This window comes from Microcoleus sp. Z1_A1 (assembly GCF_036700305.1).
Lineage (GTDB): Bacteria > Cyanobacteriota > Cyanobacteriia > Cyanobacteriales > Microcoleaceae > Microcoleus.
Genome location: NZ_JAUBOR010000046.1, coordinates 1 through 26,328 on the forward strand (window position 1 = coordinate 1; position 26,328 = coordinate 26,328).

The following is a 26,328-nucleotide window of genomic DNA, read 5'->3' on the forward strand; positions in this document are numbered from 1 at the left end:
GGATGGGCGTCCCGCCCGTCCTTTTTGGACGGGCGGGACGCCCATCCCACTTTCAAGAGTGGAAGTTATTTAATTCTGATTCCTTAGAGGCTCTGCCTCCCCATTCTAGAAACAACTTCAGGGTGTTTTTCTGCTCACATTACCCGCATAAAAAGCGAATTAAAAAACCTCCGCACCCTCCAACTTCTTAAAAGTTTCAACCTTAGCCCTCGCCGCTTCCCCGCAAGTCTTCGGCGTCGGAAACATCTTCCCAGGATTCGCTAAACCTTTCGGATTAAACACCTGACGCACCCACTGCATCGTCTCCAAATCAACCTCCGAAAACATATCCGGCATAAAACACTTCTTGTCAGCACCGATGCCGTGTTCCCCCGAAAGACTTCCCCCAACTTTCACGCAAAGCCTGAGAATTTCCCCGCCCAATTCTTCCACCTTTTCCAGCGCACCTTTTACCGAGTTATCGTACAGAATCAGCGGGTGCAAATTCCCATCTCCCGCGTGAAATACATTCGCAATCCGATAACCGTATTTCTCGCTCAAGCCCTCAATTTCTTTCAAAACATAAGCCATTTGCGTTCGCGGAATTACGCCGTCTTGCACGTAATAATCCGGGCTGAGATGACCCGCCGCAGCAAAAGCAGCTTTCCGCCCTTTCCAAATTTTTAGGCGCGTTTCCGGGTCAGTTGCCGTGGTGATATTTCGTGCTCCGTTATGCTTGCAAATATCAGCAATTCGCTGTTTGTTTGTGGCAACTTCCACTTCTAAACCGTCGATTTCTACGAGGAGAATTGCCGCCGCATCGCGGGGATAACATCCAGTTGCCACCACATCTTCCACAGCATTGATGCTGATGTTGTCCATAATTTCCATGCCGCCGGGAATAATGCCAGCGCTGATAATATCGGAAACCGATTCGCCCGCTGCTTCTATACTGGAAAAATCGGCTAGGAGAACGCAAATAGATTCCGGCGCTTTGAGAATTCGCAAAGTAACTTCTGTGGCGATTCCTAAAGTGCCTTCGGAACCGACAAATACACCAGTTAAATCGTAACCGGGCATTTCGGGAATTTCGCCACCGACATCGACAATTGAACCGTCGGGAAGTACCAATTTTAATCCTAAAACGTGATTCGTTGTGACTCCGTATTTGAGGCAGTGAACGCCACCAGAATTTTCGGCAACGTTGCCGCCAATCGAACAAATAATTTGACTGGAAGGATCTGGCGCGTAGTAGAAACCAGCGCCGCTAACTGCTTGCGTTACCCAGTTATTAATTACTCCCGGTTGCACGACTACTTGCTGATTTTCTAAGTCTACTTTCAGGATTTTTCGCATCAGGGCAGTGACAATCAGCACGCAGTTTTCTACAGGCAAAGCGCCGCCGGAAAGGCCGGTGCCTGCGCCTCTAGCAACCCAGGGAATTGAGTTGCGATCGCATATTTTGACCAATTGCGCCACTTCCTCTGTAGTTCGAGGCAATACCACCACGGCGGGTCGCTGGCGATAGCTGGCGAGTCCGTCGCACTCGTAGACAATCAATTCTTCGCGGCGCTGTACGACGCCATTTTTGCCGACTACAGCCTCGAATTCTTTAATAACGGGTTTCCAGTTGCGTTCTGTTTCTACGGCTATCATTAGTGAATTTAATTAGGGAACTATCAATAATATTGTGACAAATTTTACTAAGTTTAGCCAATTATTTTTCTAAGGGTTGCAATATTGACACAGGGAAGGATCGGCAGTCTCTCGACCGTCGGGAAATAGTTTTTCTTTAGTATAACCGCAGTTTTTGCATTTATAGATTGCCGATCGCACTAGCTGAGTCGGAAAATAGCAAAGTTCGCAGGGCAATCCGATTTTCGTCTCAGCAATATCGAATCCCGGCCAACCGCACTCCGGGCAGAATTGCTTAAATTTTTTAACTAAATCCAGAGTTGCATTTTCGATGTTTTTCATCCGAGTTGGATTGTACATCGCCCGCATATCTGTTTCGATGTGAACTCTGCCGGTTGACGATTTTTTTAAGCCTGCTGTCACAGCGTCAAAAAATTGTTTTTCTGTCTTAATGCCCTTGACAATTTCGCCGTTACCGAGGGCAGCATCGCCAACTATAACCACCAGTGCGTGTTCGGGAAATCCAGCTTTTTTAGCAAAATCATCTGCTTCTTCTATACTGGAAACTAACTGGTGACTGTAGTTAGTTTCAACCGAGAAAGAGTCGCCGATGAGTTCTAGATTGTTGGCTCGATCTAATAAAATTACGATTTCTCTGTTAGCTGGCAGATAGGGCATCATTGGGTGAGGACCGAAAAAACCTTCGCTGGCAAAGGCAAGAGTTTCGCCCGCAATTTCTAGGGCTTTTTGTGCTTTATGGCGAGCCGCTTCTATTTGTGTTCCTAAGCGTTTAACTTCTCTGGTGAATGTGCCGAAACTGTCTGTGTCAAGCGCCGCAGGTACTAGAATATTTACGCCAAATTCTCGTTCCAAAACGGGAGCCATCACCCGTTCTTTTTGGTGCATGGTAGCAAGAACTGCGGTGCGATCTCTCAATAATTGATTGGGATTCACAGGCTCATAAATATTAGACATACAGCAGCATTATTTTAGGAAAAAAACTCACATACACCCTTTCCACCGCCCCACAACCGATAGAAACCCTGACTTAACTTCCGAATCTAAATTTTAGAACTCAGTTAAATATCCGTGATATTCACCTGTGGACTTAATTTAAAATTCTCCAATCGTCAATCGTCAATCTAAAATCTAAAATCTAAAATCGTATTAGTTGCCTCCAGTCACTCCCCCAGCTTGACCTCTGAGTACAAAAATTACTCCCGTCATAATTAGCGCCACGCCTACCAACCGCAGCGGCGGCAAAGGCTCGTGAAATATCAGTTTGCCACCTAAAACAGTAAATAGGTAACTAATTGACAGTAAAGGCGAGACTATGCTAAGGTTTGCCCGCGACAAAACTACAATAAAGCCGATCGAAGAAATTGCATACAAAGAAAGACCAGTTACTATCAACGGCTGAGTAGCCATTGCTATAATTTTTTCTATTAAATTAGCAGCGCCAATGGGCCCTAATATTTTAGCTCCTGCCTTCAGACTAAATTGACCTGCGACGCCGCACAATATTGCAGCAAGCAATAACAGAAAAACGCTTCTATTCATAAATTTACTAACCTATAGTACAATCAAAAATTGCCGTTCCCAAAAACCTGAAAAACTTTAATTAAGTTTGGCTAGGTTTTATTCACCACTAATATTTTAAGCAGAGATACGGGAAAATCAAGTATGGTCGATCGCGATCGAGAGTCGAACAAATATATGGCAGAGCAGACCAACCCAAGCGGAGAATACACTCTAGAACTATCGATAGTCATGCCTTGTCTGAACGAAGCAGAAACTTTAGAAATCTGCATCGAGAAGGCACAGAAGTCCCTGCGCGAACTTGATATTGCAGGCGAGGTCATCATAGCAGACAACGGCAGCACTGACGGTTCTCAAGCTATCGCTACCAGAATGGGAGCGAGAGTTGTGCCCGTAGCAGCCAAAGGCTACGGCAGCGCCCTGATGGGAGGCATCATCGCAGCGCGCGGAGTTTATATTATCATGGGCGATGCTGACGACAGCTACAATTTTTCCAACCTCGGCTTTTTTGTCCACAAATTGCGAGAAGGTTTCGACTTAGTGATGGGAAACCGCTTTCAAGGGGGCATCAAACCGGGTGCAATGCCGCCGCTGCACAAATATTTAGGAAATCCGGTGCTGACATGGGTTGGGCGGCTATTTTTTGCAAGTCCCGTCGGCGATTTTCACTGCGGACTCAGGGGTTTTAGGAGAGACTCAATTTTGAAACTCGACTTGCAAACAACGGGGATGGAATTTGCTAGCGAAATGGTGGTCAAGGCCTCTGTATACAAGCTGCGGATAACTGAAGTTCCAACCGTACTTTCTCCCGACGGCCGCAGCCGGCCGCCGCACTTGAGAACTTGGCGAGATGGCTGGCGGCACCTGCGATTTTTGCTGCTTTACAGTCCTCGGTGGCTGTTTTTGTATCCGGGTACTGCGCTGATGATTTGGGGTCTAATTGTTAGCATTTGGCTGTTACCCGGTACTCAAAAGATTGGGAGTATCAGCTTTGATGTACACACGCTGCTTTATGGTGCGATCGCAATTATCATCGGTTTTCAAGCAGTAACTTTCGCTTTTTTCACCAAAGTTTTCGCCATCAGCGAGAAATTCCTGCCCGAAGACCCCAAACTAAACAAAATATTTCGCTATGTCACCCTAGAGACAGGATTGATTGTCGGAGTCACGCTGATTTTAATCGGAATAGTTGGCTCGTTCTTGTCATTAACTATCTGGAGCGAAACGGCTTTTGGTACTCTCGACCCTTCTAAAACTCTGCGTTTGGTTATTCCCTCGCTCACTTGCCTGACTGTCGGTTTGCAGATGGTTTTGTCGAGCTTTTTTCTCAGCGTGCTGAGCTTGAAGCGTAGGTGATCACATTAAAGTTACTGGCAACATTATTCCTCAAAACTAAATCGCAATGCAGGGGAAGTTCAGGGCGATCGCACTGCAGGGAAAATCAGGGCCGCAGGACCAAAATTTCAGACTATCTGGTATAATCAAACAGGTAGCTTTAATGCTCAAAATTGTTATAATATTAAAAATAAAGAATAGTTGATATTAGCTATGCAGCGAATATTTGAGGCTATATTAAAGGGAAACCTTTTAGAATGGGTTAATGAGGTTCCAACACAGGGCGATAGGCCTGTCAGAGTTTACGTTACTTTACAAGAAGATAGATCGACTTTAAGTGCGGAGTTTCGCCGTCATAGAATAGTTGAAGTATTGGAAAAAATTGCAGCAAACAATGTATTTGCTGATATTAGCGATCCAGTGGAATGGCAGCGAGATTTGCGTCAAGACCGTCCACTTCCAGGTAGGGATGAATAATGAATGTTGCTAGACAGTAATATTATTATCTACGCTTCCCAGCCAGAAAACTCGCAGATTAGGCATTTTATTGGCGAAAATGACATAATTGTGTCGGCAATAAGTTACCTTGAAGTCTTGGGTTATCATCGGCTAACTGAAGAGTATAGATTGTACTTTGAGGAATTCTTTGGTGTGGTGGAGGTTGTACCAATTTCTAACACTGTACTCGATCGCGCAGTGCTGTTGCGAGAGATAAGGAGCATGACACTTGGGGATGCTATTATTGCGGCAACGGCTTTGGTATATGACAGAACTTTAGTAACAAGAAATATAGGGGATTTTCTGTGGATTGCTGAACTCACACTGATTAACCCGTTTGAGGTTTAAGAAAGATGGGCGATCGCACTTTGGGGAAGATAAGGGCGATCGTACATTTATTTATTCACTGCTTTTTACATGATGTTCAACATAAGAGCGCAGCACAGCGTTCATTAGAGATTGATAGCCTTTTCCTTGGCTTTTAAACCAATCTAATACATCGCTATCAACTCTTAAAGAAATAGCTTGTTTTGTCAGTGGTGTTACGAGTTTTGCTTTTGCCCAAAAATTCGCATCTAATTCAGGAATATCAGAGGTATCGATCGCAGATTCTGGAATATTTTCTAATTCTTCAAGTCGTTTGCGCGAGATAGTCATATTCAAAGTAACTAAAAATGTATATACAAAGCGTGTATACTTAGAATATAGCATAAAGGGCGATCGGATACTCACTCAGGCGGGCCAAAGCGATCGGGCAAGTCATCAAGAGTTAACCCGCGCGATCGCAAAAAATTTGCCAAAGCTTTCATCTGGGCAATTGTGAATGTCGGCACGTTATCTCCGGCTTCCCAGCGACTCACAGTGCGTACCGATGTCCCAATTTGCCTAGCAAATTCTTCTTGGGACATTCCTAACTCATCTCTGAGCTTTTTCAGCGGTGATTCGCCAGCTTCTTCTTGAGGTTGTCTTCGCTTTGTCATAATACCGGGTACGATCGCCCAGAAAGCGATGGTTTTCTAATCTTCATTTTCCTTCACAGCGATCGGTCCGAAATCATCGGGAATTTCCAGGGCTGATTCAATTTGTAGCAATCGCATCATGGTTTTCCACTGCCGAGGCGTTGGTTTTGCTTCTGTTTCGCCGGAAATCCACCGCTGATAAGTTCGCAAGGGGATACCGCACTGCACCGCAAATTCCGCCTGAGAAAGCTGCGTCCGCTCAATTCTCAGCGTCTCTATTGGTGAATCACTATCTTGAGGCCTTCTGTCTTTTTTCATAAAATTTGGCGCGTCATATTGACATACAATTAATGGCGCGTCATAATGGCGTTAAAGTAACTAAGAGAGGACAAACCACTAAAAGCTAGTTAGGGGTTAACTTGTCCTGCCTTTCTAGTGTCTCATTTTGTCCGCAATCTATTGCAGAACTAGGATGAACTACAAACAACAACTTTACCCGTGGGTGATTTACCGCCACCTGCCCAACCTGCAACGCCTGACTGTGGCGCGTTTTCGCCGCCGAAACGATGCCGAGGAACACTTGCGGATTATCAAAAGATTGCTGCCGCAAGCGGAGTTTGCGATCGCCTTTGAGGTGAATTCGCAACAGCTAACAAATTGTGCAAGATAGTATAAGAGCGATCGAACTTTGGGAATAAAAGGGCGATCGCTTTTTCCATAATTTTAAATGGAGATATAATAGAGAGCAAGCAAAAACTCTTACAACCAAGTCTATGTTTACTTATAGCAAGGTACTGAATCAAGTTAAAAGCCTCACGCTTGCAGACCAACTGCGGTTATTAGAAGACTTGAAAAAGATGATTCAGTTACGGGAAGAAGTTGCCGAAGATGATGAAGTAATTTCAGCAGAAGAAATAGCAGAGAGCGAGGCTGCTTGGCAAGATTACCAAGCTGGTCGCGATCGGGGGATATCCTCCCAAGAACTCAAATTGAAGCTATTTGGAGAAAAAAATTGACTGACTACATTCTCCTGAAAGCAGCAGAACGCTATTTATCGCGAATGCAACCGGATGACCAAGTACGAATTGTCAATGCTTTAGATACTTTAGTAAGTGACGATAGAGGGCTTGACATTAAGCAACTTAAAGGTCGTCCTGAATTAAGGCTGCGAGTGGGTAAATATCGGATACTTTTTGTAGAAGACAGGGAAAACCAAGTATATGTTGTGACTGCGATTAATTCTAGGGGGGATGTTTACAAATAAGGGCGATCGTACTTTGGGAAGATAAGGGCGATCGCTTTTCCCCGAATCCCGAATTGAGATATAATAAATAACCAGCAAAAAAATCAACGAACTTTAGTGTAAGTTAAGATAGCCTATGTTGACTCTTGAACAGATAGAAAATGCGATTCTCCAACTTCCGCCCAACAAGATTGGAGAGTTGTTAGAGTGGTTTCTAAATTTGGATTACCAACGATGGGATGTTCAGTTAGAGAAAGATATTGCTGAGGGTAAACTGGATGCTTTAGCAGCAGAAGCGATCGCAGATTGTGAGAGTGGTAATTATCGAGCGATTTAATGCACTATACGAAGGAGAAAGTTTTGGGATTGTTACAATGCTTTGCCATCAAGTGTACAAGCTACAGCAGATCAGTGTTATGAGTTGCTGAAGGCAGATCCGTCTCATCCTTCTCTGCATTTTAAGAAGGTTGGTAATTATTGGTCTGTAAGGGCCGGACAAGCTTATCGGGCGTTGGGTATTGAAATTAAAACAGGTATTTTGTGGTTTTGGATTGGTACTCACGCAGAGTACGATCGGCTGATTGGTAAATAATGCCACTGGTGAAAAAATACAGGTTGCGATCGCCTACCTGATGACTTAAAATAGAAGAGACATAGAGCTGCGTGGTCAAAATGGACAGAATCTCCGTCAACCCTCAAATTCACTTCGGTAAGCCTTGCATAATGGGTACGCGCATTACTGTACAGAGCGTTCTCGAATTACTAAATGAAGGGCTTTCTTTTGGAGAAATTATCCGAGACTACTATCCCGATCTGGAAATGGATGATATTCGGGCGTGCTTGCGTTAAATGAAGTTCATAAGGAACTAGGAGGAGTTATAGAAAATTACTCTGAAGTAGAACTAAAAGGGGCATTTGTGGTTGTAGAACCTGATGGACATCGGTTTAGAAAACCGCTTAGATAGGGTGTTAATTAGTTTGGTGTTGGAAAGAAAAGGGCGATCGGACTTGAGGAAGATAAGGGCGATCGCACTTTGGGAAAATAAGGGCGATCGCACTTCCCTCGATCCTAAATTGCTATAATAACAATCAGCCAAAAAATCTCAACATAAAGCCTATGTCTACTTATAGCGAGGTACTGAGTCAGGCTCAAAATCTCACTCCTGACGAGCAACAGCAGCTTTTAGAAGTATTGTCAGCATTGATGCGCGATCGGGTAACAACCCAGACTCAGGGTAAACGATCGTCCATTGATGCAGCACTGATTGAAATGGTACAAGATCCAGAGTATCAAGCTCAAGTGCTACAGATGGAGGCTGAGTTTGCGGTAGCGAGTTGGGAAGCCTTGCAATTGGGAGAATCTTCTGTATGAACCGGGGAGAAGTCTATGATGCTAGACTTGAACCTGTTGAGGGTTCTGAACAAGGAGGAACCCGTCCTGTTATCATCGTTAGTCGAGCTACAATCAATACATATAGCCCTGTAGTTTTGGCTATTCCCTGCACTACTTATCAAACTGGTAAACGAGTTTATCCCACTCAGGTATTAATTAAAGCTCCCGACGGTGGATTAACCAATGATTCTATCGCTATGGCAGATCAAGTACGGGTATGATCTAAATCTCGTTTATTGAGTTTACGAGGAATGCTTAGTGATCAAGCAATACTTCTGGTGAATCAAGCTCTATTAATTGCGTTGGATTTGCCTGGTCAAGTTTAATTGCACTTGAGGAAGAGATGGGCGATCGTACTTTGGGAAAATAAGGGCGATCGCACTTTGGGAAGATAAGGGCGATCGCACTTTGGGAAAATCAGGGCGATCGCCTGTGATTTTATTTGAACTACGCAAACATCAATCTACGTTTAGTTTGAGGGACGGATCACCCTATTGAATCTGAAGGTAATTTAGTGCAAAGTCACCTGATTAATTGCTTAATTCTCGAAGCCTTCGATAAGCATCATCTAATCTTCTTTTAGTATCTTCTCCCTGCCTCATTTTTTCTTGAATTACTCGATTAGACACTCCATATATTCTACAGTCAACACCACTGGTTGCAAGGATGTATTCATAGGTAGAACCGACACGCCAGCAAGCATCTGCATGGATAGGGTTATGAAATATAGTTCTCGTAGTGATCAGAGACAATCCATATATACACGCCGTTTCGTTGCAATCAACTATACCTAAAGAATAGCAGCTTTCACCATCACGGCTACAGCGCACACTTGGTCCTAGTTCTTCACTTTTTGGTAGTACAAGATATTGTTTCCCTTGATAATTTACAATTTTGCCTTGAGCTAATACTGTTGTTGCTGAAAAAAATCCCAAACTGGCAAACAGGGAACCTAATATTACAAAAGTTTTAATTTTCATTTAAAAAACTCCTGTGTGGTAAGATACATACGTTTTAAAATATTCTAAACTACATCAACCAAGTACCTGTTTAGGAAACTTCGGGACTTAATAATGACAATTAAATTAGGAAACTTAGGAAACTTAGGAAACTTATGATATAATGACTAAAATTATCACATCTTTTTAATTTATGAACATAGCCCAGGTTGTTGATATTTTAGATGAGCTACTTTTTGAGAAAACAGGGTCACATCTGGATTTTATACAAAAATCTGTTTTAGAAGGTACTTTACAAGATAAAACTTATTCTGAAATTGCTATCAAATCTGGATATAGTGAAAGTCATGTCGGTGATACCGCTTCTGATTTATGGAAACTTTTGTCTGAGTTATTAGGAGAAAAGGTTAGAAAAGCTAACGTTAAAGCTATTTTAGAAAAAACAAATTTTAATCAAGTTTCTGGTGTAATTGTTAGTGGTATTGTAGGGGTTACTAATAACATTAGCGTCTGTAACAAAACTAATCATCCCAAAAATAACTCACCCTCAAAGCAAAAAATATTTAGCCCTAAACTTCACCTCAATAACGCCCCTAAATTTCCCTATTTTTACAGCCGAAATAACGAACTCTCTACTCTCAAAGATTGGGTAATTAATCAAGAGATTCGCCTCATTACCATTTTAGGTATTAGCGGCATCGGCAAAACAACCCTCTCCCTAAGCCTGATCGATCGCATCAAAACCCAATTCGATTACGTCATCTATCGCAGCCTCCGCTTTTCCCCCACCCTCGATGCAACCCTCACCAACCTGCTGCAAATCTTTTCCCAACAATCAGAAATTCCCCAAAGCATCGAAACCAAAATTGCCCAAATCCTCGATTACCTGCGAAAAAACCGCTGTCTGATTGTCCTCGATGACGTACAGATGCTTTTCGGCAGCGGGCAACTAGCGGGACAATATAAAACTGGATATGAAGATTATCAGTTATTTTTTAAACTAATTGCCGAAGTCTGTCATCAAAGTAGTTTGATATTGAATAGTTGGGAAAAACCCAGAGAAATTGCCAGATTATCAAAAGATCATCATCCCGTGCGATGTTTTGTATTGGGAAGTTTGGGAGAAGCTGCTAAAGAGATTTTGAACTCACAAAAGTTATCCGATGAGGAAACATGGTCAACTTTGATTGACATTTATCAAGGCAATCCTCTGTGGTTGGAGTTCACTGCAACCCTGATTCAAGAGTTGTTTGGGGGGAGAGTTTCTGAGTTTTTGCACTGCGAGATGCCGATTTTAGATGAAGGGTTGCAATCTCAGTTATCTCAACCTTTTGGGCGTTTGACTCCGGCAGAGTTGGCACTGATGACTCACCTGGCTAATCAACCTGAACCCGTGGCTGTGTCGCAATTTTTAAACAAAATACCATTTTCGCCGTCAGAAATAGTCAATGCAGTGCGCTCTCTTGGAAATCGGTTTTTATTGGATACGCAGGAACAGGAACAGATAACTTTGTTTAGTTTGAATCCTGTGCTGAAACAGTATGTGAAAACTCAGTATTCTTAGTCCGCGCACCATCCGGGCTTTGTTGATGTAGTTGCGGTTTCAACCGTCGTCTTTATTTTACCAGACAGGGTTATTCGTGGGGAGTAGGGGACGAGGGCGGGTTTATTTAATCTGTCTGCAATCTTTCAGGCTATTGGCGAACCCGCCCCTACAGGTTATTAAAAATGGTGCAAGATGTCGAGGTAACAAACCCGGATTTAATTTACAGCATATTCCATATATGTGTAGTACAGAGAAACCGGGTTTCTTGAACAGAATCAGTTTAAAGGCTAGAACTGTAAAGAAACCCGGTTTCTGAGGTGTACTTCACAAACCTGGAATATGCTGTAAGTGCGATCGCGCCCACTCCCGAAACTCTCTAATTCTCGCATTCTCTCCCTTTTCTGAGTCGAGGTTCATAAACTGTGCCAGTTCTTTGACAGGAAAGGAGGCAAATGCCAAACTGGTTTCCGACTCGACATAACCCGTATCATTTAAAATGTTAATTATTAGTTTCCCCTTCTTCCAAATCCAAACCTCCGGCACTTTAAGTTCCGCATAAACCGCCATTTTATTGATAGATGAGCTAGTCAAATCAATTTCCACAGCTAAGTCTGGCGGCGGGTCATTTTTGAGATCGATAGTTAACTTTCCCCGCATTAAAGCTTCATTTTGAATATAAAAACATTCATCAGCTTCGTTACCAGCTTTTTTGGGTTCCGAACGCCAAGTAGATGATTTTAATCCGATAATTTCAATCCCAATTTCCTCAGACAGCGCTACAATTAGCCGACAGAGAGTCCAGCTATACCTCTCATGTTCTGGTGAAGGTACCATGAGTTCTAAAGTTCCCTGATAGTAAGTCATGCGCGGCGTTGAACGTTCCGCAAATATTTCTAATAACTGTTCGTAGGTTTCCCAACTGATATCATGTAAAATCAGGTGAGAACCTGCAAGCTCTTCTTTACTGTACGCCTGGGTTTGAACCATTGCAAATACTCCACGAGAACTTTAACTCTATTTTACTCTCTTAAACATTGGACAGGTGCGATTCCCTGCGGGATAGCTTCGCACGCGCGTACATTACCAGATTGATTCAAGATTCAAAATAAATCCGGGGAGAACATCTTCACCTGATACAGTGGCTGGAGATTCTAACACTTCAACTTCTCGATCCTGACGATAAATCTCTACTTGCCGTGATTTGCGATTAATCAACCAACCTAAAACAGCACCGTTATCTCGATATTCTTTCATCTTATCCTGAGTGTCTTTCAAACTATCGCTGGGAGACATTAACTCAACCACAAAATCAGGACAAATGGGGGGAAATTTCTTTTGTTGTTCGGAAGTTAGTGCATCCCAGCGTTCTAATTTTACCCAAGAAGCATCAGGCGCTCTATTTGCATTATTAGGAAGTTTGAACCCTGTTGAAGAATCAAAAACTTTACCCAGTTTACTCTGCTGATTCCAAATCCAAATCTGTGCTGTTAATCCTGCATTGCTGCTTCCAGTTTCCCCTCCTGCTGGTGACATGATAATTAATTCTCCTTGCGCTGTGCGTTCCAATCTAATATTTTCATTCTCCTGACAGAGTTGAAAAAATTGCTCGTCTGTCAGCTTAATAATTGGGTTTAGATTGAGGGTGAGGGTAGTCATAGCGGTATTTTATCGCGGGCTAAATGACCTTTATTGGGGATTGTAGCATATTGACTGAGTTGCGAGGGCGATCGCAATCCTAAGCTAATTAAGTGTTAATTGCTTGCTCTGCCGCCTTAATTAAAACCTCATCCATCCAATTGTTAATACTTTTGCCAGCCTTCTTTGCTGCAATAAAGATTTTGCGGTGATGTTCGGGAGTAGTGCGGAAGGGAAGTTTACCTGAAAATGGTTTATCAGGTTCCTGTCCTAATTCTTTGCAAAAGTCTAGATAATCATCGATCGAATTTTGGAATTCTTGGCGAGCTTCTTCAATAGTTTGTGCTTTAAAAGTCACTACGTCATTAATATCGAGGACTCGTCCGAAAAGAATTTCGGCTGCTAAATCTACTTCAATGTTAGCACTGTAACCTTTGTAAGTCATCATGGTTGTAATACTTCTTCCTTTTAACAAAACTATAAATAATCATTCCTAATCACTGACATATTCGATACTCCAATCGTCTTCTGAGATCCCAACTGCTTCTAGAAAACGACGACAAAATTTTCTATGATCCTTCGCAGGTTTGTGTAAATTAACCCAATATCCATTTGTTAACTTCTGCCATTCATTTCCATCACTATTTTTATCCGGGCGATTCTCTTGGAAATGAGGTTTAAGTAAATTTCTAGCCTTTTCAAAGCGATCCGATCTATTTTTAATCACCCACTCACAGCATTGAATTGTAACTTGTCGCCAGGTTTGCTTAGGAAGTGGAATTTCGTCACCACAGATTTTAATCAACTTTGGCTTACCGGATGTGCGAGTAGGAAATACTTCATGTTCTCCAAGAGATGGCCAAATTTCGATAAACTTAATGCTGAGAAAATTAGCTCGTTCGAGAATAGCTTTTTCATCCCATCGGTTAATACTTTGAGAAAAATAGTCACTATTAATTCGCAAAGCGTGTTCAGCCAGTTTTTGCTTTTTCACCAGAAATGATGAATTAGAAAGTTGTGAATTCCACTCAGGAGTAACTAAAGTTAAATTCCCCAAGGTATGTAAATAATCTCGGTAGATTTGTTGAAATTCACCTCCAAGTTCATTCTCCCAATCTTCGCTTGACGTTTGTGGCAAAATATGCTCAATAGTTGATTTTTGATCAAGGACAGTAAACCCACCTTTTCCCTTAGACAAGTGGCGATTAATTGTTTCTATAACAAGACATATTTTGTGAGTGTTTTTCTCATAAAGTTGACGGCTTTTAATTGATTGTCTAACATCATTATCATTAGGATATTGCTTGGCAATCAAAACTTTTTGCAAAGCTTCTGGCAAAGTGATTTCTTCATCTTCATTTTTCATTGCTTCTACATCTTTCCAAATGGAGGGGAACATTTTATTAAGATAGTTTGTTTGTTTTCCACAAATATACCGACGAACCAAATAATTTTCTAGTGATTTTAAGCATTCGATAAACTCCTCACGATCAATCTTTTGAGATTTATACTCATTATAGAGCGTTAATAAAAACGGATAAGCAGTAGAAAGGTCGAAAGTATTGAGGCGCAATAATACTATTTTAATATTTTCGTTGTCTTCATTGTCAGGTCGCAGTAGTTTGTCATAATATTCAGCAAATTTTAGGAGATTAGCAATTTCTAGGACAAATGCTTGGTCATCTAATTTTTTACAATAATCACGAAATCGTGCATAAATATGGGATTCGGCACAAAGATTTCTCGTTTCCATTGCTAAATAATGCCGAAGAAAAGCCGTTAATTCACCCATCCCTGATTTCCCAACTATTCGTTTTTCTTGCAATAATCCCTCAATTTTTTCCCAATATTTAGTAAAAGCATTTTCTTGCTGAGATGTTGGTAACATCATCGCCATATAGTTGCGGACTAAATCGGCCTGAGTTAACGGTTTGCCTTTGGCATTCAGACTTTCAAAAATATGATAAGGATTTTCATCTTTATTAAGTTCTATGAAAACAAGTTGAAAACAGTTCTGTAATACTGTAAAAAACTTACCAATATCTAGTTCACCTTCTTTAACTTTAGATTCGATTTCGGGAAGAAAATAATTATAAGCTTTAGGTATGCCAGATTCAGTAAATTGCTTATAATTTTCTTCTAAAATAATCGCTTGATAAGCTTGGCGATCGCCATATTTATTGGTTGGTAAAAGTTTAAAATAAACATCACCTTCGCCTTCTTCATCTGAATTGACTACAAATTTATTGATTTTCTTAGCAAGCTTTTGATCGGTGGGCTTGATAATATCCCGCAAAACAAGAAATAGTAAGGATAAGGTGGTCAAACGTTGCTGGCCATCAACCAAGTTAAAAGCTGTCATTATGCCGCGTGTTCCATCATTGATGACTACCAGAGATCCTATAAAATGTTCTGGTTCTTTTTCGGGATCGTATTCATCATAAATTGCGATCGCATCCTTTAATAACACTTCCCATTCAGTTTTTTCCCAACTATATTGGCGTTGAAAGTGGGGCATAACATAATGAATTTCACCACCGGAACTGAAAACTTTGGCAATTTTCCAACTATCTGCTTTCATTGCCAATCACTCCAAATATATCTAAAGATTTGTTCGTCACTTAAGCCACAGGTATCGCTACCAAGTGGAATATTCTAATCATAGTCAAGAGGCAGGCCCAGAGGCCTGCCCCAAACAATCCTATTCTACCCCCTCAATCCGGTCTTCCACCTCCTGATACAACTCACGCAGACGATCCAAATTGTTCTCCGAAGTCTCCCAATAACCCCGGCCATTCACCTCAAGCAAAGTGCTGACAATCTTGCGGAACGAATGAGGATTTAAGTTAAGCAAACGCTTCTGCATTTCCTCATCTTGGATAAACGTAGTGTTGACATCCTCATACACCCAATTATCCACAGCGCCCGCCGTTGCACTCCATCCAGTTGTATTCACCAGACGCTTAGAAATCTCCCGCACACCTTCATAGCCGTGCGACAACATCCCCTCGTACCATTTCGGATTCAGCAGCTTAGTCCGCGAATCTAAACGCACGGTTTCTGATAGCGTCCGCACCTGCGCGTTGGCTGTGGTGGTATCAGCAACAAAGGATGTCGGTTTCTTCCCATCTGCGCGCAAACTGCCGATCAATTTAGTCGGATCGGAGTCGAAATAGTGCGACACGTCGGTTAGGGAAATCTCGGCAGAATCCAAGTTCTGGAAGGTGACTTCCGCAGTTTTCAAGGATGATTCAAAAATCTTCCGGTCTTGTTCCATTGTTCCGGGATTGTCGGAAGAAAAGGCGAAGGATTTGCGAGTTAAGTACATTTCCTGCAACTCGGCTTCGCTTTCCCAAGTGCTGTTTTCCACCGCCAAGTTGACGTTAGATGAATAGGAACCAGAGGCATTGGAAAATACGCGGGTTGCTGCTTGTCGCAGGTTGATTCCCATTTCTTCCGCTTGCTTCAATGCGTGTTTGCGGACGAAATTCATTTCTAACGGTTCGTCGGCTTCCGCTGCCATTTTCACGGCTTTATCTAACAAATTCATTTGGTTAATGAACAAGTCGCGGAATACGCCAGAACAGTTAATTACTACGTCGATCCGAGGGCGTCCCAACTCTTCTAAAGAAAGCAATTCGAGTTTGTTTACCCGGCCCAAAGCGTCGGGAACTGGCTTCACTCCCACCATCCACATTACTTGGGCGAGGGATTCGCCGTAAGTCTTGATGTTGTCGGTTCCCCACAACACAACGGCGATGGTTTCTGGGTAATTTCCGCCGTTATCAACGCGCTGTCTTTCTAACAGCCGATCGACTACAACCTTAGCAGACTTAATCGCCCCTGTGGTGGGGATTGACTGCGGGTCCAAAGCGTGCATATTCTTCCCAGTCGGCAAAACATCCGGGTTGCGAATCGGATCGCCGCCTGGGCCAGGGATAATGTATTCGCCTTCTAGGGCGCGCAATAATGCGCCCAATTCGTTATCGGCGCAAACTTGTTCCAAGCAGAATTCTAGATACTCAAACAGCGGTTTAATCAGTTCTGGATCGACCTTTTTGTAACCCGCTGCGTGCAAGGCTTCAATCCAAGGTGTTTTCTTGCCCATGTTGAAGAAATTCAACTTGGAAACCAGCGAAACTCGACCCTCAGCATCGGTTTGTTCCTTCACCAAAGCGCCAACAGCATCCCGACAGGCTAAGGTGATGTTTTGTAACAATTCAACATCTGCTAAAATGCCTTTGTCGTTGTTGGTGTATATCTCGTCAATATTGCGATCGAGACTTTGAGCAATAATCCGCGACAAACTGATTAATCCGTCTTCTTCCCGGTCTAAATTGGCAATGTTAACCAAAGTTGCGATCGCCTCTTCAGCAGTCGGCGGCTTACCGATCACGTGCAAACCGCAAGGTAACAACCGCGACTCAATCTCCATCAACTTGCGGTAAACCAAGCCAACTAAATTATCCCGTTCCTCGGCAGTCATATCCGCAGCAACCCCTCGTTCTTGTTCGGGAGGTAACGCGATATCCTTATCCAAATTCACCAAACGGCATTTTTCGACGATCGCATCCACAATCGGCACACCGCGCCCAGTCTCTTTCAAAGTTTGATAAGAAGCAATTAACTCGCTGAGTTCCTGCAAACCTTTGTACAACCCAGCATTTTCAGCCGGAGGAGTCAGATAACTGATTGTTTCAGCATAACTGCGGCGCTTAGCAATTGTTGCCTCACTCGGATTATTAGCAGCGTAATAATAGAGGTTAGGAATCTTGCCGATCAAACTGTCAGGATAACAATCGACAGACATTCCCATCTGCTTACCGGGCATGAATTCTAGCGAACCATGAGTGCCAAAGTGCAGCACCGCATCCGCACCCCAAATGCGCTCCAAATATGTATAGTAAGCAGCAAAACCGTGGTGCGGGCTAGCAGAACGAGAGAATAACAACCGCATCGGATCGCCTTCGTATCCAAAAGTAGGTTGCACTCCGATAAACACATTGCCAAAATGTTTGCCAAAAATCAGCAAATTTTGTCCGTCGCTGTTCAAATGTCCCGGAGGCGGCCCCCAATTTTCTTGCAACCGTTCCGAGTAAGGAGTGAATTCTTCGTATTCAGCTACGGACATCCGGTAAGCAATATTTAATTCGGGACTTTGGTATTGGGCAGTTGCGTCATGGATGACTTCTTGCATCAGTTTTTCGGCGGAATCCGGCAATTCTGGCAAGTCGTAACCATTACCTTTTAAGGCTTTCAATACTTCGTAAATCGAGCCGAAAACGTCCAAGTAAGCGGCTGTTCCGACGTTGCCTTTATCTGGAGGAAAACTGAAAACTGTGATCGCAACTTTCTTATCTAATTTTGGTTTGCGGCGCAGCATTGCCCATTTCATGGCGCGCTGGGAAATGGCTTCAATTCGATCTTGCAGGGCGATCGCCTTGCCAGTTGCGCCATCGCGTCCCGACACAATAATCGGTTCGATCGCACCATCCAACTCAGGAATCGCAACTTGCAAAGCAACTTGAATCGGGTGCAAGCCTAAATCGCTATCTTCCCATTCTTCCGTCGTTTGGAAAACCAGCGGCAAAGCCACCATGTAAGGGCAATTTAATTTTTTCAAAGATTCGATCGCCTTCGGGTGATCTTGTTTCGCCGGGCCGCCCACCAAAGCAAAACCAGTCAGAGAAACCACCGCATCAACAATCGGCAGAGGTGTCACACCTTTTGCCCCGACTTCCAAGAAAAAAGTTTCCACAGGTTTCGAGAAGTCCAAACCGCCGGCAAAAATCGGCACCACCCGCGCCCCCATTGCCTCCAATTCCTGCACCATTGCTACATAGTGCGCGTCATCACCTGTGACTAAGTGAGTGCGTTGCAACACTAAACCAATGCAGGGTGCGAGGGGATCTTTGAGATCCGCAGAAATATCTGTACGGGCATTAAACCAAGTCAGATATGCTTTTACATCTTCAAACATCGACGATGCCAAAGGATGCCAAATTCCCATGTCTGGGTAGACAACAGGTTCTTGGAAAGTCGGCTGTGACTGGCCTTTGAAGACATATTTATGTGACAGCATCAGCAAGAAGTTTTCCAAGTTTTCTTGGGAACCCCCCAGCCAATACTGGAAACTCAGCATGAAGTTGCGGGCATCTTGGGCTTTGTCGATGGGCAAATATTTCAGCACTTTCGGCAAAGTTTGCAGCAGTTTCAGCATTCCGTCTTGGAAGGAACTCCCGGATTTTTCCTTCCGTTTTTTCATGAATTCGCCGATCGCACTTTTGCTTTGTCCCAACTGTGCCATCGAGAAACTGCCCATTTTATTGAGTCGCATCACCCCTGGCATCGACGGGAAGACGACGGCGACATCCAAGCTGTCGCGCAGCGGTTCCACCGCCGCTACAACTTTTTCTGCCAAATCTTCGATGAAAATTAGAGAAGCAATAAATACATTGGCATCCGCCACATCCCGCTTGAAGGCCTCGTAATTTTCCGGGCTGCGGAGTTCCTCGATCAGGTAGCCGCTGATTTCTATTGCCAAATTCGGATTTTTCTGGTTTATCGATCGAACCGCTGCCGACAGGGCGCTTTGATACTGCGGTTCCAGTACGACATAGACCACCTTCATGAGCGATCGCCCCTGCAAGTTTTCCGGCACGACGTGGCGAATGGTGGGCTTGACGTGAGTGAACATCCGGTTAGGCTCCTTTAAGATGCTGTTTTCGGGAATCGGGAATTTTTTTATCCCATAAGCATTTTTACCAGAAAACGCTTGCCATTAGGCGATTTGAGCCTGCACATGACACAATTCGACAAATTTAGGTCAAATTTTCGTTACATTTTTTTATAAATTCCTTGAGCAAATACTCCAATTTTTATTTACAAAAGTTTACTTGACTTTATTGTGATTATATGTATACGATTAATTATTAGGATAAAAATAATTTAAAATTAACAAAAAATTGAGAAAAAAATCCTGAAAAAAGTTCCCACTTTTGTAGAAGTGATCACACTTGCGATAGAGCAATTAACTGAGGGGAAAAAGGTATAATTTTTGAAGGCATAATGTAGCCTTCGGATAATTGCTGAGTCACAAAAAGTGATATTATACCAGGAACTTAAAACCATTTTATAACGTCCGTTTGGTGTAAATTCCTGATCGGCGCTCCAGTTCATCGAAAACTAATGAATATTCACGATCAAACTCATCAAAACTTTAGGGGGAAAACATGGCTAACTACGCAATTTTCGACGAACAATTCTACCTGGCTTCATATCCTTGGGTCAAACCAGCCATTGACGCCGGAGTCATCTCATCTGGGAGAGAACACTTTGAAAAATTTGGTCAAGCCGGCGGTCTAACCAAAGTATCGCGTTATTTTGACGAAAATGCTTACCTTGCTGGGAATCAAGACCTCGCAGCCTTTGTCCGCACAGTCAACCCAAACGCACCTTTTGCTACAGGCCTCGATCACTTTATCCAGTTCGGTTACGATGAAGGACAGCGCCGCGCCCAAGTATCACCCGAATACAACGAAAGCTTTTATTTAACAAACAACTCTGAACTCCAACCGTTCGTTCAAAACGGAACTTTCAAATCAGGCTTCGACCATTTCATTCAATTCGGGGCAAAAGAAGGTCGGTTTGGGACTTCATTTTTTGAACCGGAATACTTAAAAGAAAACCCCGACATCGTGCCGTTTGTCAACTCTGGAAACTTGAAAACAGGGCGCGAACACTTTTTCAATTTTGGACAATTTGAGCCTGCCCGCGACGCGACTTTTGTCGGCACCCGTACCAACGATGTTTTAACTGGTGTGGGCGTGGGCGATGTCGAACTTGTGGGAGTGGAAGTAGGTATTGATCCCCAAGGCAATCGGCAGTATGAAAGCTTTGGCACAAATGAATTCGATGTCCTGATTGGTGGTCCGGGAGCTGATAGATTCGTACTCGGAGTTCCTGCTACAGCCGGGAATGTCACCCCGACACCGCTGTATTTGGGTAACGGTCAAGCTACCATTCGCAACTTCGACATAGAAAGCGATTTTATCCAACTGCAAGGAACTTCTTTAAACGGCTACAGCCTGACTCCGGTTGGTAGCAATTTGTCAATCCAGCGTTTTGGAGACGTGCTAGGCGTGATTGAAGGAGGAGCAAGCTTGGGTTTAAGCTTCCAAGAATCTAACGGTAATGGTACTTTCTTGATTGGATAGTCATTGGTCACTGGTCATTAGTCATTGGTCATTAGTCATTAGCTCAGGCTGATGATTAATGATTTTTTATTGGTGGTGGGCGATGGTTTTATAAAAAAGTACGATCGCACTTTACTTTAAACAGCCAACTATGAATTACGATATCTTCGACGAACAATACTACCTTTCGCAATATCCGTGGCTGAAACCAGCCATTGATGCAGGCATCATCAAATCTGGAAGAGAACACTTTGAAAAATTTGGTCAAGCCGCCGGCCTCACCAAAATATCGCGGTATTTTGACGAAGAAACTTACCTTGAGGGAAATCCAGAGCTTAAACCCTTTGTCCGCACTCCTAACAATCCAAATGCGCCTTTTGCTACAGGCTTAGATCACTTTATCCAATACGGTTACGAAGAAGGTCGCACTCGCGTATCGCCTGAGTATGACGAAGCGTTTTATGTAGCAACTAACCGAGATTTGCAGCCGTTTATTCAGAATGGAACGTTTAAAAATGGCTACCAGCATTTCATTCAATTCGGGGTAAAAGACGGTCGGTTGCCTACTTCTTTCTTTGAACCACAATTCTTCAATAACGAGGCCGCTGGGCTGATCATATCTGGAACCTTGAAAACCCCTCGCGAATACTATTTCAAGGTTGGGCAATTCGATCCGACCGGTCGGCCGGTGACTTTTGTCGGAACTTCCGGCAATGACATCCTCACTGGTTTAGGGGTGGGGAAGGTCGAATTAATTGGAGTTGAAGTAGAAGCCCCTAGGGGCCTTCGACGGTATGAAAGTGACGGCAGCAATGAATTCGATACTCTAATTGGCGGTAGCGGTCGCGATACATTCGTGCTCGGCGACTTGTCAGAGTTGCCACTAGGCACGATGGGGGGCTTGTCGAACCTCCAACAGTTCTACATCGGGCCGGGTTTTGCGACAATTCGGAACTTTACCCAAGGTCAGGATAATATTCAGCTAGTAAGGACTTCCTTAGAGGAATTATTGGTGTTTCCCATTAACAATAATCGAGATTTAGCTATTCAAACCAACGGCTTGCCCGTCGTTAAAAATGGAGTTACAGAAATTAGTAGCTTTGACACGCTGGCTGTTATTGAAGGTGGCGGAAATCTCAAGTTGAATCCATTACCAGACTCTAGTTTTTTTAGAGCTTTACTTGGGTAGAAATATCGAAGGTATTCAGGATTTGCCTGATTGCTGCTGGGGAGTGCGATCGCACTTTCCTATGCCAACAACTCGCATTCCGCGATCGCACTTTACTTTCTCCAATAAACAACGATGAATTACGACATCTTTATAGAGCTTAAATGAGATTTGACTGACACTTGGAAAAAATCACCCGATCAGGTAATTGTCTCAGTTTCAGATTATTGATAAATTGCATAAACAGCTCATTAAAGCCGCAGTGGGAAAACATGGCTAATTACGCAATTTTTGACGAAAAATACTACCTTGCTCAATATCCTTGGGTGAAACCAGCCATTGATGCAGGAGTTATCCAATCTGGAAAAGAACACTTTGAAAAATTCGGTCAAGCCGGGGGCTTAACTAAAGTATCGCGATATTTTGACGAAGCTACTTACCTTGCGGGCAACCCCGACATCGCTGCCTTAGTCCGCACCCCCAACAACCCAAATGCGCCTTTTGCGACCGGGCTAGACCACTTTATCCAGTTCGGTTACGAAGAAGGTCGCACTCGCGTATCCGCTGAGTATGACGAAGCGTTTTATGTAGCAAATAACCGACAGTTGCAGCCGTTTATTCAGAATGGAACTTTTAAAAATGGCTACCAGCATTTCATTGAATTCGGCATCAAAGACGGTCAGTTTGGGACTTCTTTATTGGAACCGGAATACTTACAAAAAAACCTCGACATTCTGCCGTTTGTAGAATCGGGAGCCTTGAAAACTGGTCGCGAACATTACGTCAATTTCGGCAAAAACGAGCCAAATCGGTCTGCTACTTTTGTCGGAACTTCCGGGAATGACATCCTGACTGGTTCCGGGATGGGGAAAGTTGAATTAATTGGAGTTGAAGTAGGTTTAGGTACAGGTAATGGCTTTGGTTCCGGTAGAAATTATGAAAGTGACGGCAACAATGAATTCGATACTCTCCTTGGCGGTAGTGGCCGCGATACATTTGTACTTGGTACACCTTTAGTAGGCAGTAAGGGGAACCCGGCCGGAATCGCACAGTTCTACATCGGGTCGGGTTTTGCTACTATTCGGAACTTTACCCAAGGTCAGGACAGCATCCAGCTAGCAGGGTATGATTTAGAGCAATTCTTGATTGTTCCGATCAACAATAATCGAGATTTAGCTATCCAAACGAACGGCTTTCCAACCGATTTTCAAAATGGAGTTACTCAAGTTAGTCGCTTTGACACGATCGCGGTTATTGAAGGTGGCGGAAATCTCAAGTTGAATCTATTACCAGAATCGCCTTTTGCAACACTTTTAATTGGATAGAATTATCGCACCTATTCGGGGGTGGCATTGGTGTGCTGTTGCTACGATCGCACTTTCAAAAAATGGGCGATCGCACTTGCCTATTCCGGCAACTCGCCGAAGCGATCGCGATATTGATCTACCAATTCTTCAGCCGTCAAATACCTACTACCTCGTTCGTCAAACCAGTACAAAACCTCCAACGGTGTTTCCCCATCGCTGTAACGACCTCGACCAATGCCTAAACCCACTTCCGGCATCCAGAAAGGTTCACCAATTTGCTGTTCGTACTCGCCATTTACCAAACGATAAACTTCAAACGGTTGATGTTGGTCTCGTCGCCAGTAGTAGGGATTGTAAATCACATAGTACAGCACGCCCAACCGGGCATAAATATCAATTTTTTTATCGTATTCACCGCCGTAAGTTTGAGAAACAATCTCTAGGGCAAAAATCGGGGGAATATTATTTTCTTCCCACAGGACGTAACTAAGGCGCAAAGTATCGCCTTTGAATCTTTCGACACCCAAACTCAAGAAGCCGTCAGGAACGATTGGAACCAGATGACTTACTCACGTCGTGTGATAAACTCCCATATCCACGGCAAAAAACCAGTCGTTCCGCTGCAGCCAGTGAAATTTGAGCAAGAATAACAGTAAGTTGGGAAGAAAGTTTTGATTTTCGTTATCCACAGGAGTATCATCCGAAGAAGGAAGTTCGGCGCTAGTTGGCAAACGCATTTCTCGATCGAACAGTACCATGATAGGAAAAGGGCAAATTTATTCATTAATTGTACCCTCCAGAAACCGGGTTTCTCGAATAAACCCGGTTTCTAAGTTTTTAATCTATTATATGTGGCAAAAGTCAAATTCACCCCCCTTAGTCCCCCCTTATTAAGGGGGGAAACAAGAATAATCTTGCCCCCTCCCCTTACTAAGGGGAGGGTTGGGGTGGGGTGCATTGTATTTTGGCAATAGTTCTAATGGCGATCGCGCGCTAGCTTCAAAACCTCAACCGCATCTTTGTGACCCTCGGAAGACGCCCAAATTAAGGCAGTCCAAGTATTATTATCATACGCTTTGATATCAGCTCCTTTATCGATTAAAAATTCCACAACTTGAGTGCGCCCGCTACCTGCAGCACTCATCAAAGCCGTCAAACCAAAATTAGTTTTAGCATTCACATCCGCCCCCGCCTCCAGCAAAAGCTGTACAATCTCCGTATGTCCGGCAGCAGCGGCACTCATTAACGGCGTCCACCCGTCATTATCCTGACTGTTGACATCCGCACCAACCGCCAGCAATTTTTTGACGATCGCCGAATTGCCAGCCTCAGCCGCAGTTGTCAAAGCCGTCGCACCTTCCTCATCTTTGGCATTGATATCTGCACGCTGTTCGATCGCACTTTCTACAGCGGCAACATCACCCGTCTTGACGGCATCAATTAAATTTGTCATAAATTCTCCCTTGCATCCTTTCAAATCTTAAATCCTATGGCAGTAGATATTTTAATCCTCTCCAACGGCCCCGGAGAATTGGCAACTTGGGTGCGTCCCGTGGTGCAAGCTTTGCGCCAGCAATTAGCAAACGCGGGCACTCAAGCGCGAATCTCTGTGGTGCTGTCCCCCTGTCCGCACGCCACCGGGAAAGAAGCACAAATCGCTTTTTCCTACCCAGAAGTTGACAGAGTGCAAGCACCGGAGCATTTTTTTCCATTCTTATTATCGGGCAAAACTGCTGGAAATTGGGATTGGTATGAAACAGGAGTTGTTTTGTTTTTAGGCGGCGATCAATTTTTTACGGTTGTTATTGGAAAAAGGCTAAAATATCGCACTGTTATTTATGCTGAATGGGACGCGCGCTGGTATCGCTGGATTGATAAATTTGCGGCGATGAAACCAGAAGTTTTTGCTAAAATTCCCCAAAATTATGCTAATAAATTTACAGTTGTTGGAGATTTGATCGCCGAAGTAGGGAACGAGAAATCGGGCAGGGCGGGCACGGGGGCAGCGCCCCTACGGAAAATAGAATTAATTGGATTGTTGCCCGGTTCTAAAGCGGCTAAATTAGCTTTAGGTGTACCGTTATGTTTGTCGATCGCCCAATCCATCCATCGCCTTCGCCCTCAAACTCGCTTTGTAATTCCCGTTGCTCCTACGATAGATGTGCAAACTCTAGCACGTTTTGCCGATCCGAAACAAAATCCTTGCCTGCATTTATTTGAGAACGCTAGCGCCGAACTTCATTTAACAGAAACGCCGTTTTTGCAGACAGAAAATAACTTGCAAGTAGAACTTTGGACGCAGACACCAGCCTACGATTTGCTATCAGAATGCAGCCTTTGTTTAACTACTGTGGGAGCGAATACTGCCGAATTGGGTTCGTTAGCCGTACCGATGATTGTTTTGATACCCACGCAGCAATTGGATGCGATGAAAGCTTGGGATGGTTTGCCCGGTTTGCTGGCTAATTTGCCGTTAGTCGGTTCAGTTTTTGCTACGGCGATTAATTGGCTAATCTGGCAATTGGGAAAGGGAAAGCTTTATGCTTGGCCGAATATTTGGGCACAGGAGGAGATTGTGCCGGAGTTAATTGGGAAGCTGGAACCGGAAGTAATTGCTCAATTGGCGATCGACTATTTGAGCCATCCTGATAAATTAGCACAAATGGGCGATCGTTTGCGTGCGGTTCGAGGAGAATCGGGGGCGGCGAAAAAAATTGCTGAATTGGTTTGTGAAGAAATTGAGGTGCAATAATCAATAAAACCTGGTAGGGGCAGGTTCACCAACTATCTCTGACTGTAATTCATAATCTAAATAAACCCGCCCCCACCCAACGGTAAATCTCAATCTGCATTATTCCCCTATTTTATAAATAAAATAGGAAATAATTTGATTTGTATCGTAGGGGCGGGTTCACCACAAATCTCTGACGGTAATTC

General features: G+C 43.6%; 33 protein-coding genes. 17 read left to right on the forward strand and 16 right to left on the reverse strand.

What is annotated here, in order from left to right; genetic code table 11:
- Positions 1 to 159 precede the first annotated feature (159 nt).
- From glcD to QT973_RS22495, 3 genes are all read right to left on the reverse strand, one after another.
- Entirely contained in the window at positions 160 to 1,635 is a 1,476-nt protein-coding gene (gene glcD / locus QT973_RS22485; protein WP_333212363.1) for a glycolate oxidase subunit GlcD, read from the reverse strand.
- Positions 1,636 to 1,704: 69 nt separating this feature from the next.
- Complete coding sequence (locus QT973_RS22490) at positions 1,705 to 2,589, reverse strand: DUF6671 family protein (RefSeq protein ID WP_333054052.1); 885 nt, start codon at positions 2,587 to 2,589, stop codon at positions 1,705 to 1,707.
- Positions 2,590 to 2,781: 192 nt separating this feature from the next.
- Positions 2,782 to 3,174: a transporter gene (locus QT973_RS22495; protein ID WP_333054053.1), complete on the reverse strand. Its 393-nt coding sequence runs from the start codon at positions 3,172 to 3,174 to the stop codon at positions 2,782 to 2,784.
- Between the two features lie 123 nt (positions 3,175 to 3,297).
- On the opposite strand from QT973_RS22495, the gene QT973_RS22500 reads away from it, so the two are divergent.
- The 3 genes from QT973_RS22500 (at position 3,298) to QT973_RS22510 (ending at position 5,334) form a co-directional block, all read left to right on the forward strand.
- Positions 3,298 to 4,509 carry a glycosyltransferase family 2 protein gene (locus QT973_RS22500; protein WP_333392213.1) on the forward strand — a complete coding sequence of 404 codons (1,212 nt, stop codon included), beginning with the start codon at positions 3,298 to 3,300 and terminating at the stop codon, positions 4,507 to 4,509.
- Positions 4,510 to 4,701: 192 nt separating this feature from the next.
- Positions 4,702 to 4,965 carry a hypothetical protein gene (locus tag QT973_RS22505; RefSeq protein WP_333212357.1) on the forward strand — a complete coding sequence of 88 codons (264 nt, stop codon included), beginning with the start codon at positions 4,702 to 4,704 and terminating at the stop codon, positions 4,963 to 4,965.
- Between the two features lie 3 nt (positions 4,966 to 4,968).
- A complete protein-coding gene (locus tag QT973_RS22510; RefSeq protein ID WP_333212355.1) occupies positions 4,969 to 5,334 on the forward strand; it encodes a type II toxin-antitoxin system VapC family toxin in 366 nt (121 codons plus the stop codon).
- A 51-nt stretch (positions 5,335 to 5,385) separates the two neighbouring features.
- Here QT973_RS22510 and QT973_RS22515 read toward each other — a convergent pair whose 3' ends face one another.
- The 3 genes from QT973_RS22515 to QT973_RS22525 form a co-directional block, all read right to left on the reverse strand.
- On the reverse strand, positions 5,386 to 5,643 hold the full coding sequence (locus QT973_RS22515) for a BrnA antitoxin family protein (RefSeq protein WP_333085439.1): 258 nt from the start codon (positions 5,641 to 5,643) through the stop codon (positions 5,386 to 5,388).
- A 71-nt stretch (positions 5,644 to 5,714) separates the two neighbouring features.
- Complete coding sequence (locus QT973_RS22520; RefSeq protein ID WP_333262724.1) at positions 5,715 to 5,966, reverse strand: helix-turn-helix transcriptional regulator; 252 nt, start codon at positions 5,964 to 5,966, stop codon at positions 5,715 to 5,717.
- A 36-nt stretch (positions 5,967 to 6,002) separates the two neighbouring features.
- Complete coding sequence (locus QT973_RS22525) at positions 6,003 to 6,263, reverse strand: helix-turn-helix domain-containing protein (RefSeq protein ID WP_333112273.1); 261 nt, start codon at positions 6,261 to 6,263, stop codon at positions 6,003 to 6,005.
- A 154-nt stretch (positions 6,264 to 6,417) separates the two neighbouring features.
- Between QT973_RS22525 and QT973_RS22530 the strand changes: the two genes are divergently transcribed.
- The 9 genes from QT973_RS22530 to QT973_RS22570 all read left to right on the forward strand — a co-directional run bounded on the left by QT973_RS22530 (position 6,418) and on the right by QT973_RS22570 (position 8,802).
- Positions 6,418 to 6,615: a hypothetical protein gene (locus QT973_RS22530; RefSeq protein WP_333212349.1), complete on the forward strand. Its 198-nt coding sequence runs from the start codon at positions 6,418 to 6,420 to the stop codon at positions 6,613 to 6,615.
- Between the two features lie 103 nt (positions 6,616 to 6,718).
- Positions 6,719 to 6,961, forward strand: a complete 243-nt coding sequence (locus QT973_RS22535) for a hypothetical protein (protein ID WP_333234004.1) — start codon at positions 6,719 to 6,721, stop codon at positions 6,959 to 6,961.
- Positions 6,958 to 7,209, forward strand: a complete 252-nt coding sequence (locus QT973_RS22540; protein WP_333234005.1) for a type II toxin-antitoxin system RelE/ParE family toxin — start codon at positions 6,958 to 6,960, stop codon at positions 7,207 to 7,209. Before QT973_RS22535 ends, QT973_RS22540 begins: the two co-directional genes overlap by 4 nt.
- Positions 7,210 to 7,324: 115 nt before the next feature.
- Complete coding sequence (locus QT973_RS22545) at positions 7,325 to 7,525, forward strand: hypothetical protein (protein ID WP_333212343.1); 201 nt, start codon at positions 7,325 to 7,327, stop codon at positions 7,523 to 7,525.
- A 42-nt stretch (positions 7,526 to 7,567) separates the two neighbouring features.
- Positions 7,568 to 7,780 (forward strand): ParE family toxin-like protein, encoded by a 213-nt coding sequence (locus QT973_RS22550; RefSeq protein WP_333212341.1) that lies wholly within the window; start codon positions 7,568 to 7,570, stop codon positions 7,778 to 7,780.
- A gap of 80 nt (positions 7,781 to 7,860) precedes the next feature.
- The gene (locus QT973_RS22555; protein ID WP_333212339.1) at positions 7,861 to 8,037 is read left to right on the forward strand and encodes a DUF433 domain-containing protein; all 177 of its coding nucleotides are present in this window, start codon (positions 7,861 to 7,863) and stop codon (positions 8,035 to 8,037) included.
- 84 nt (positions 8,038 to 8,121) lie between these two features.
- Positions 8,122 to 8,271 carry a hypothetical protein gene (locus QT973_RS22560; RefSeq protein WP_333212337.1) on the forward strand — a complete coding sequence of 50 codons (150 nt, stop codon included), beginning with the start codon at positions 8,122 to 8,124 and terminating at the stop codon, positions 8,269 to 8,271.
- A gap of 34 nt (positions 8,272 to 8,305) precedes the next feature.
- Positions 8,306 to 8,560 carry a hypothetical protein gene (locus tag QT973_RS22565; protein ID WP_333206737.1) on the forward strand — a complete coding sequence of 85 codons (255 nt, stop codon included), beginning with the start codon at positions 8,306 to 8,308 and terminating at the stop codon, positions 8,558 to 8,560.
- Positions 8,557 to 8,802, forward strand: a complete 246-nt coding sequence (locus QT973_RS22570; protein ID WP_333234007.1) for a type II toxin-antitoxin system PemK/MazF family toxin — start codon at positions 8,557 to 8,559, stop codon at positions 8,800 to 8,802. Before QT973_RS22565 ends, QT973_RS22570 begins: the two co-directional genes overlap by 4 nt.
- Positions 8,803 to 8,874: 72 nt before the next feature.
- Here the strand turns inward: QT973_RS22570 and QT973_RS22575 are convergent, their stop codons facing one another.
- Positions 8,875 to 9,036, reverse strand: a complete 162-nt coding sequence (locus QT973_RS22575; protein WP_333212333.1) for a hypothetical protein — start codon at positions 9,034 to 9,036, stop codon at positions 8,875 to 8,877.
- A 75-nt stretch (positions 9,037 to 9,111) separates the two neighbouring features.
- Positions 9,112 to 9,561: a hypothetical protein gene (locus tag QT973_RS22580; RefSeq protein ID WP_333212331.1), complete on the reverse strand. Its 450-nt coding sequence runs from the start codon at positions 9,559 to 9,561 to the stop codon at positions 9,112 to 9,114.
- Positions 9,562 to 9,733: 172 nt separating this feature from the next.
- Here QT973_RS22580 and QT973_RS22585 point away from each other — a divergent pair, with 172 nt between their 5' ends.
- Entirely contained in the window at positions 9,734 to 11,104 is a 1,371-nt protein-coding gene (locus QT973_RS22585) for an NB-ARC domain-containing protein (protein WP_333392218.1), read from the forward strand.
- A 306-nt stretch (positions 11,105 to 11,410) separates the two neighbouring features.
- Here QT973_RS22585 and QT973_RS22590 read toward each other — a convergent pair whose 3' ends face one another.
- The 5 genes from QT973_RS22590 to QT973_RS22610 form a co-directional block, all read right to left on the reverse strand.
- Positions 11,411 to 12,073 carry a Uma2 family endonuclease gene (locus tag QT973_RS22590; RefSeq protein ID WP_333340486.1) on the reverse strand — a complete coding sequence of 221 codons (663 nt, stop codon included), beginning with the start codon at positions 12,071 to 12,073 and terminating at the stop codon, positions 11,411 to 11,413.
- 93 nt (positions 12,074 to 12,166) lie between these two features.
- The gene (locus QT973_RS22595) at positions 12,167 to 12,742 is read right to left on the reverse strand and encodes a Uma2 family endonuclease (protein WP_333054070.1); all 576 of its coding nucleotides are present in this window, start codon (positions 12,740 to 12,742) and stop codon (positions 12,167 to 12,169) included.
- Positions 12,743 to 12,830: 88 nt separating this feature from the next.
- Positions 12,831 to 13,169, reverse strand: a complete 339-nt coding sequence (locus tag QT973_RS22600) for a type II toxin-antitoxin system HicB family antitoxin (RefSeq protein ID WP_333054071.1) — start codon at positions 13,167 to 13,169, stop codon at positions 12,831 to 12,833.
- Positions 13,170 to 13,214: 45 nt separating this feature from the next.
- Positions 13,215 to 15,302: a DUF262 domain-containing HNH endonuclease family protein gene (locus QT973_RS22605; protein ID WP_333054073.1), complete on the reverse strand. Its 2,088-nt coding sequence runs from the start codon at positions 15,300 to 15,302 to the stop codon at positions 13,215 to 13,217.
- A 120-nt stretch (positions 15,303 to 15,422) separates the two neighbouring features.
- Complete coding sequence (locus QT973_RS22610; RefSeq protein ID WP_333212322.1) at positions 15,423 to 19,418, reverse strand: magnesium chelatase subunit H; 3,996 nt, start codon at positions 19,416 to 19,418, stop codon at positions 15,423 to 15,425.
- A 535-nt stretch (positions 19,419 to 19,953) separates the two neighbouring features.
- On the opposite strand from QT973_RS22610, the gene QT973_RS22615 reads away from it, so the two are divergent.
- The 3 genes from QT973_RS22615 (at position 19,954) to QT973_RS22625 (ending at position 23,409) form a co-directional block, all read left to right on the forward strand.
- A complete protein-coding gene (locus QT973_RS22615) occupies positions 19,954 to 20,937 on the forward strand; it encodes a calcium-binding protein (RefSeq protein ID WP_333054076.1) in 984 nt (327 codons plus the stop codon).
- A gap of 130 nt (positions 20,938 to 21,067) precedes the next feature.
- Complete coding sequence (locus QT973_RS22620) at positions 21,068 to 22,105, forward strand: calcium-binding protein (RefSeq protein WP_333212321.1); 1,038 nt, start codon at positions 21,068 to 21,070, stop codon at positions 22,103 to 22,105.
- A gap of 251 nt (positions 22,106 to 22,356) precedes the next feature.
- Positions 22,357 to 23,409 (forward strand): calcium-binding protein, encoded by a 1,053-nt coding sequence (locus QT973_RS22625; protein ID WP_333054078.1) that lies wholly within the window; start codon positions 22,357 to 22,359, stop codon positions 23,407 to 23,409.
- 80 nt (positions 23,410 to 23,489) lie between these two features.
- On the opposite strand, the gene QT973_RS22630 is transcribed toward QT973_RS22625, so the two are convergent.
- The 3 genes from QT973_RS22630 to QT973_RS22640 all read right to left on the reverse strand — a co-directional run bounded on the left by QT973_RS22630 (position 23,490) and on the right by QT973_RS22640 (position 24,844).
- Positions 23,490 to 23,951 carry a Uma2 family endonuclease gene (locus QT973_RS22630; protein ID WP_333298287.1) on the reverse strand — a complete coding sequence of 154 codons (462 nt, stop codon included), beginning with the start codon at positions 23,949 to 23,951 and terminating at the stop codon, positions 23,490 to 23,492.
- 9 nt (positions 23,952 to 23,960) lie between these two features.
- Positions 23,961 to 24,149: a hypothetical protein gene (locus QT973_RS22635; RefSeq protein WP_333054079.1), complete on the reverse strand. Its 189-nt coding sequence runs from the start codon at positions 24,147 to 24,149 to the stop codon at positions 23,961 to 23,963.
- A gap of 218 nt (positions 24,150 to 24,367) precedes the next feature.
- Positions 24,368 to 24,844 carry an ankyrin repeat domain-containing protein gene (locus QT973_RS22640; RefSeq protein ID WP_333054080.1) on the reverse strand — a complete coding sequence of 159 codons (477 nt, stop codon included), beginning with the start codon at positions 24,842 to 24,844 and terminating at the stop codon, positions 24,368 to 24,370.
- A 36-nt stretch (positions 24,845 to 24,880) separates the two neighbouring features.
- On the opposite strand from QT973_RS22640, the gene QT973_RS22645 reads away from it, so the two are divergent.
- Positions 24,881 to 26,143: a lipid-A-disaccharide synthase gene (locus QT973_RS22645; RefSeq protein WP_333340493.1), complete on the forward strand. Its 1,263-nt coding sequence runs from the start codon at positions 24,881 to 24,883 to the stop codon at positions 26,141 to 26,143.
- Positions 26,144 to 26,328: the final 185 nt, after the last annotated feature.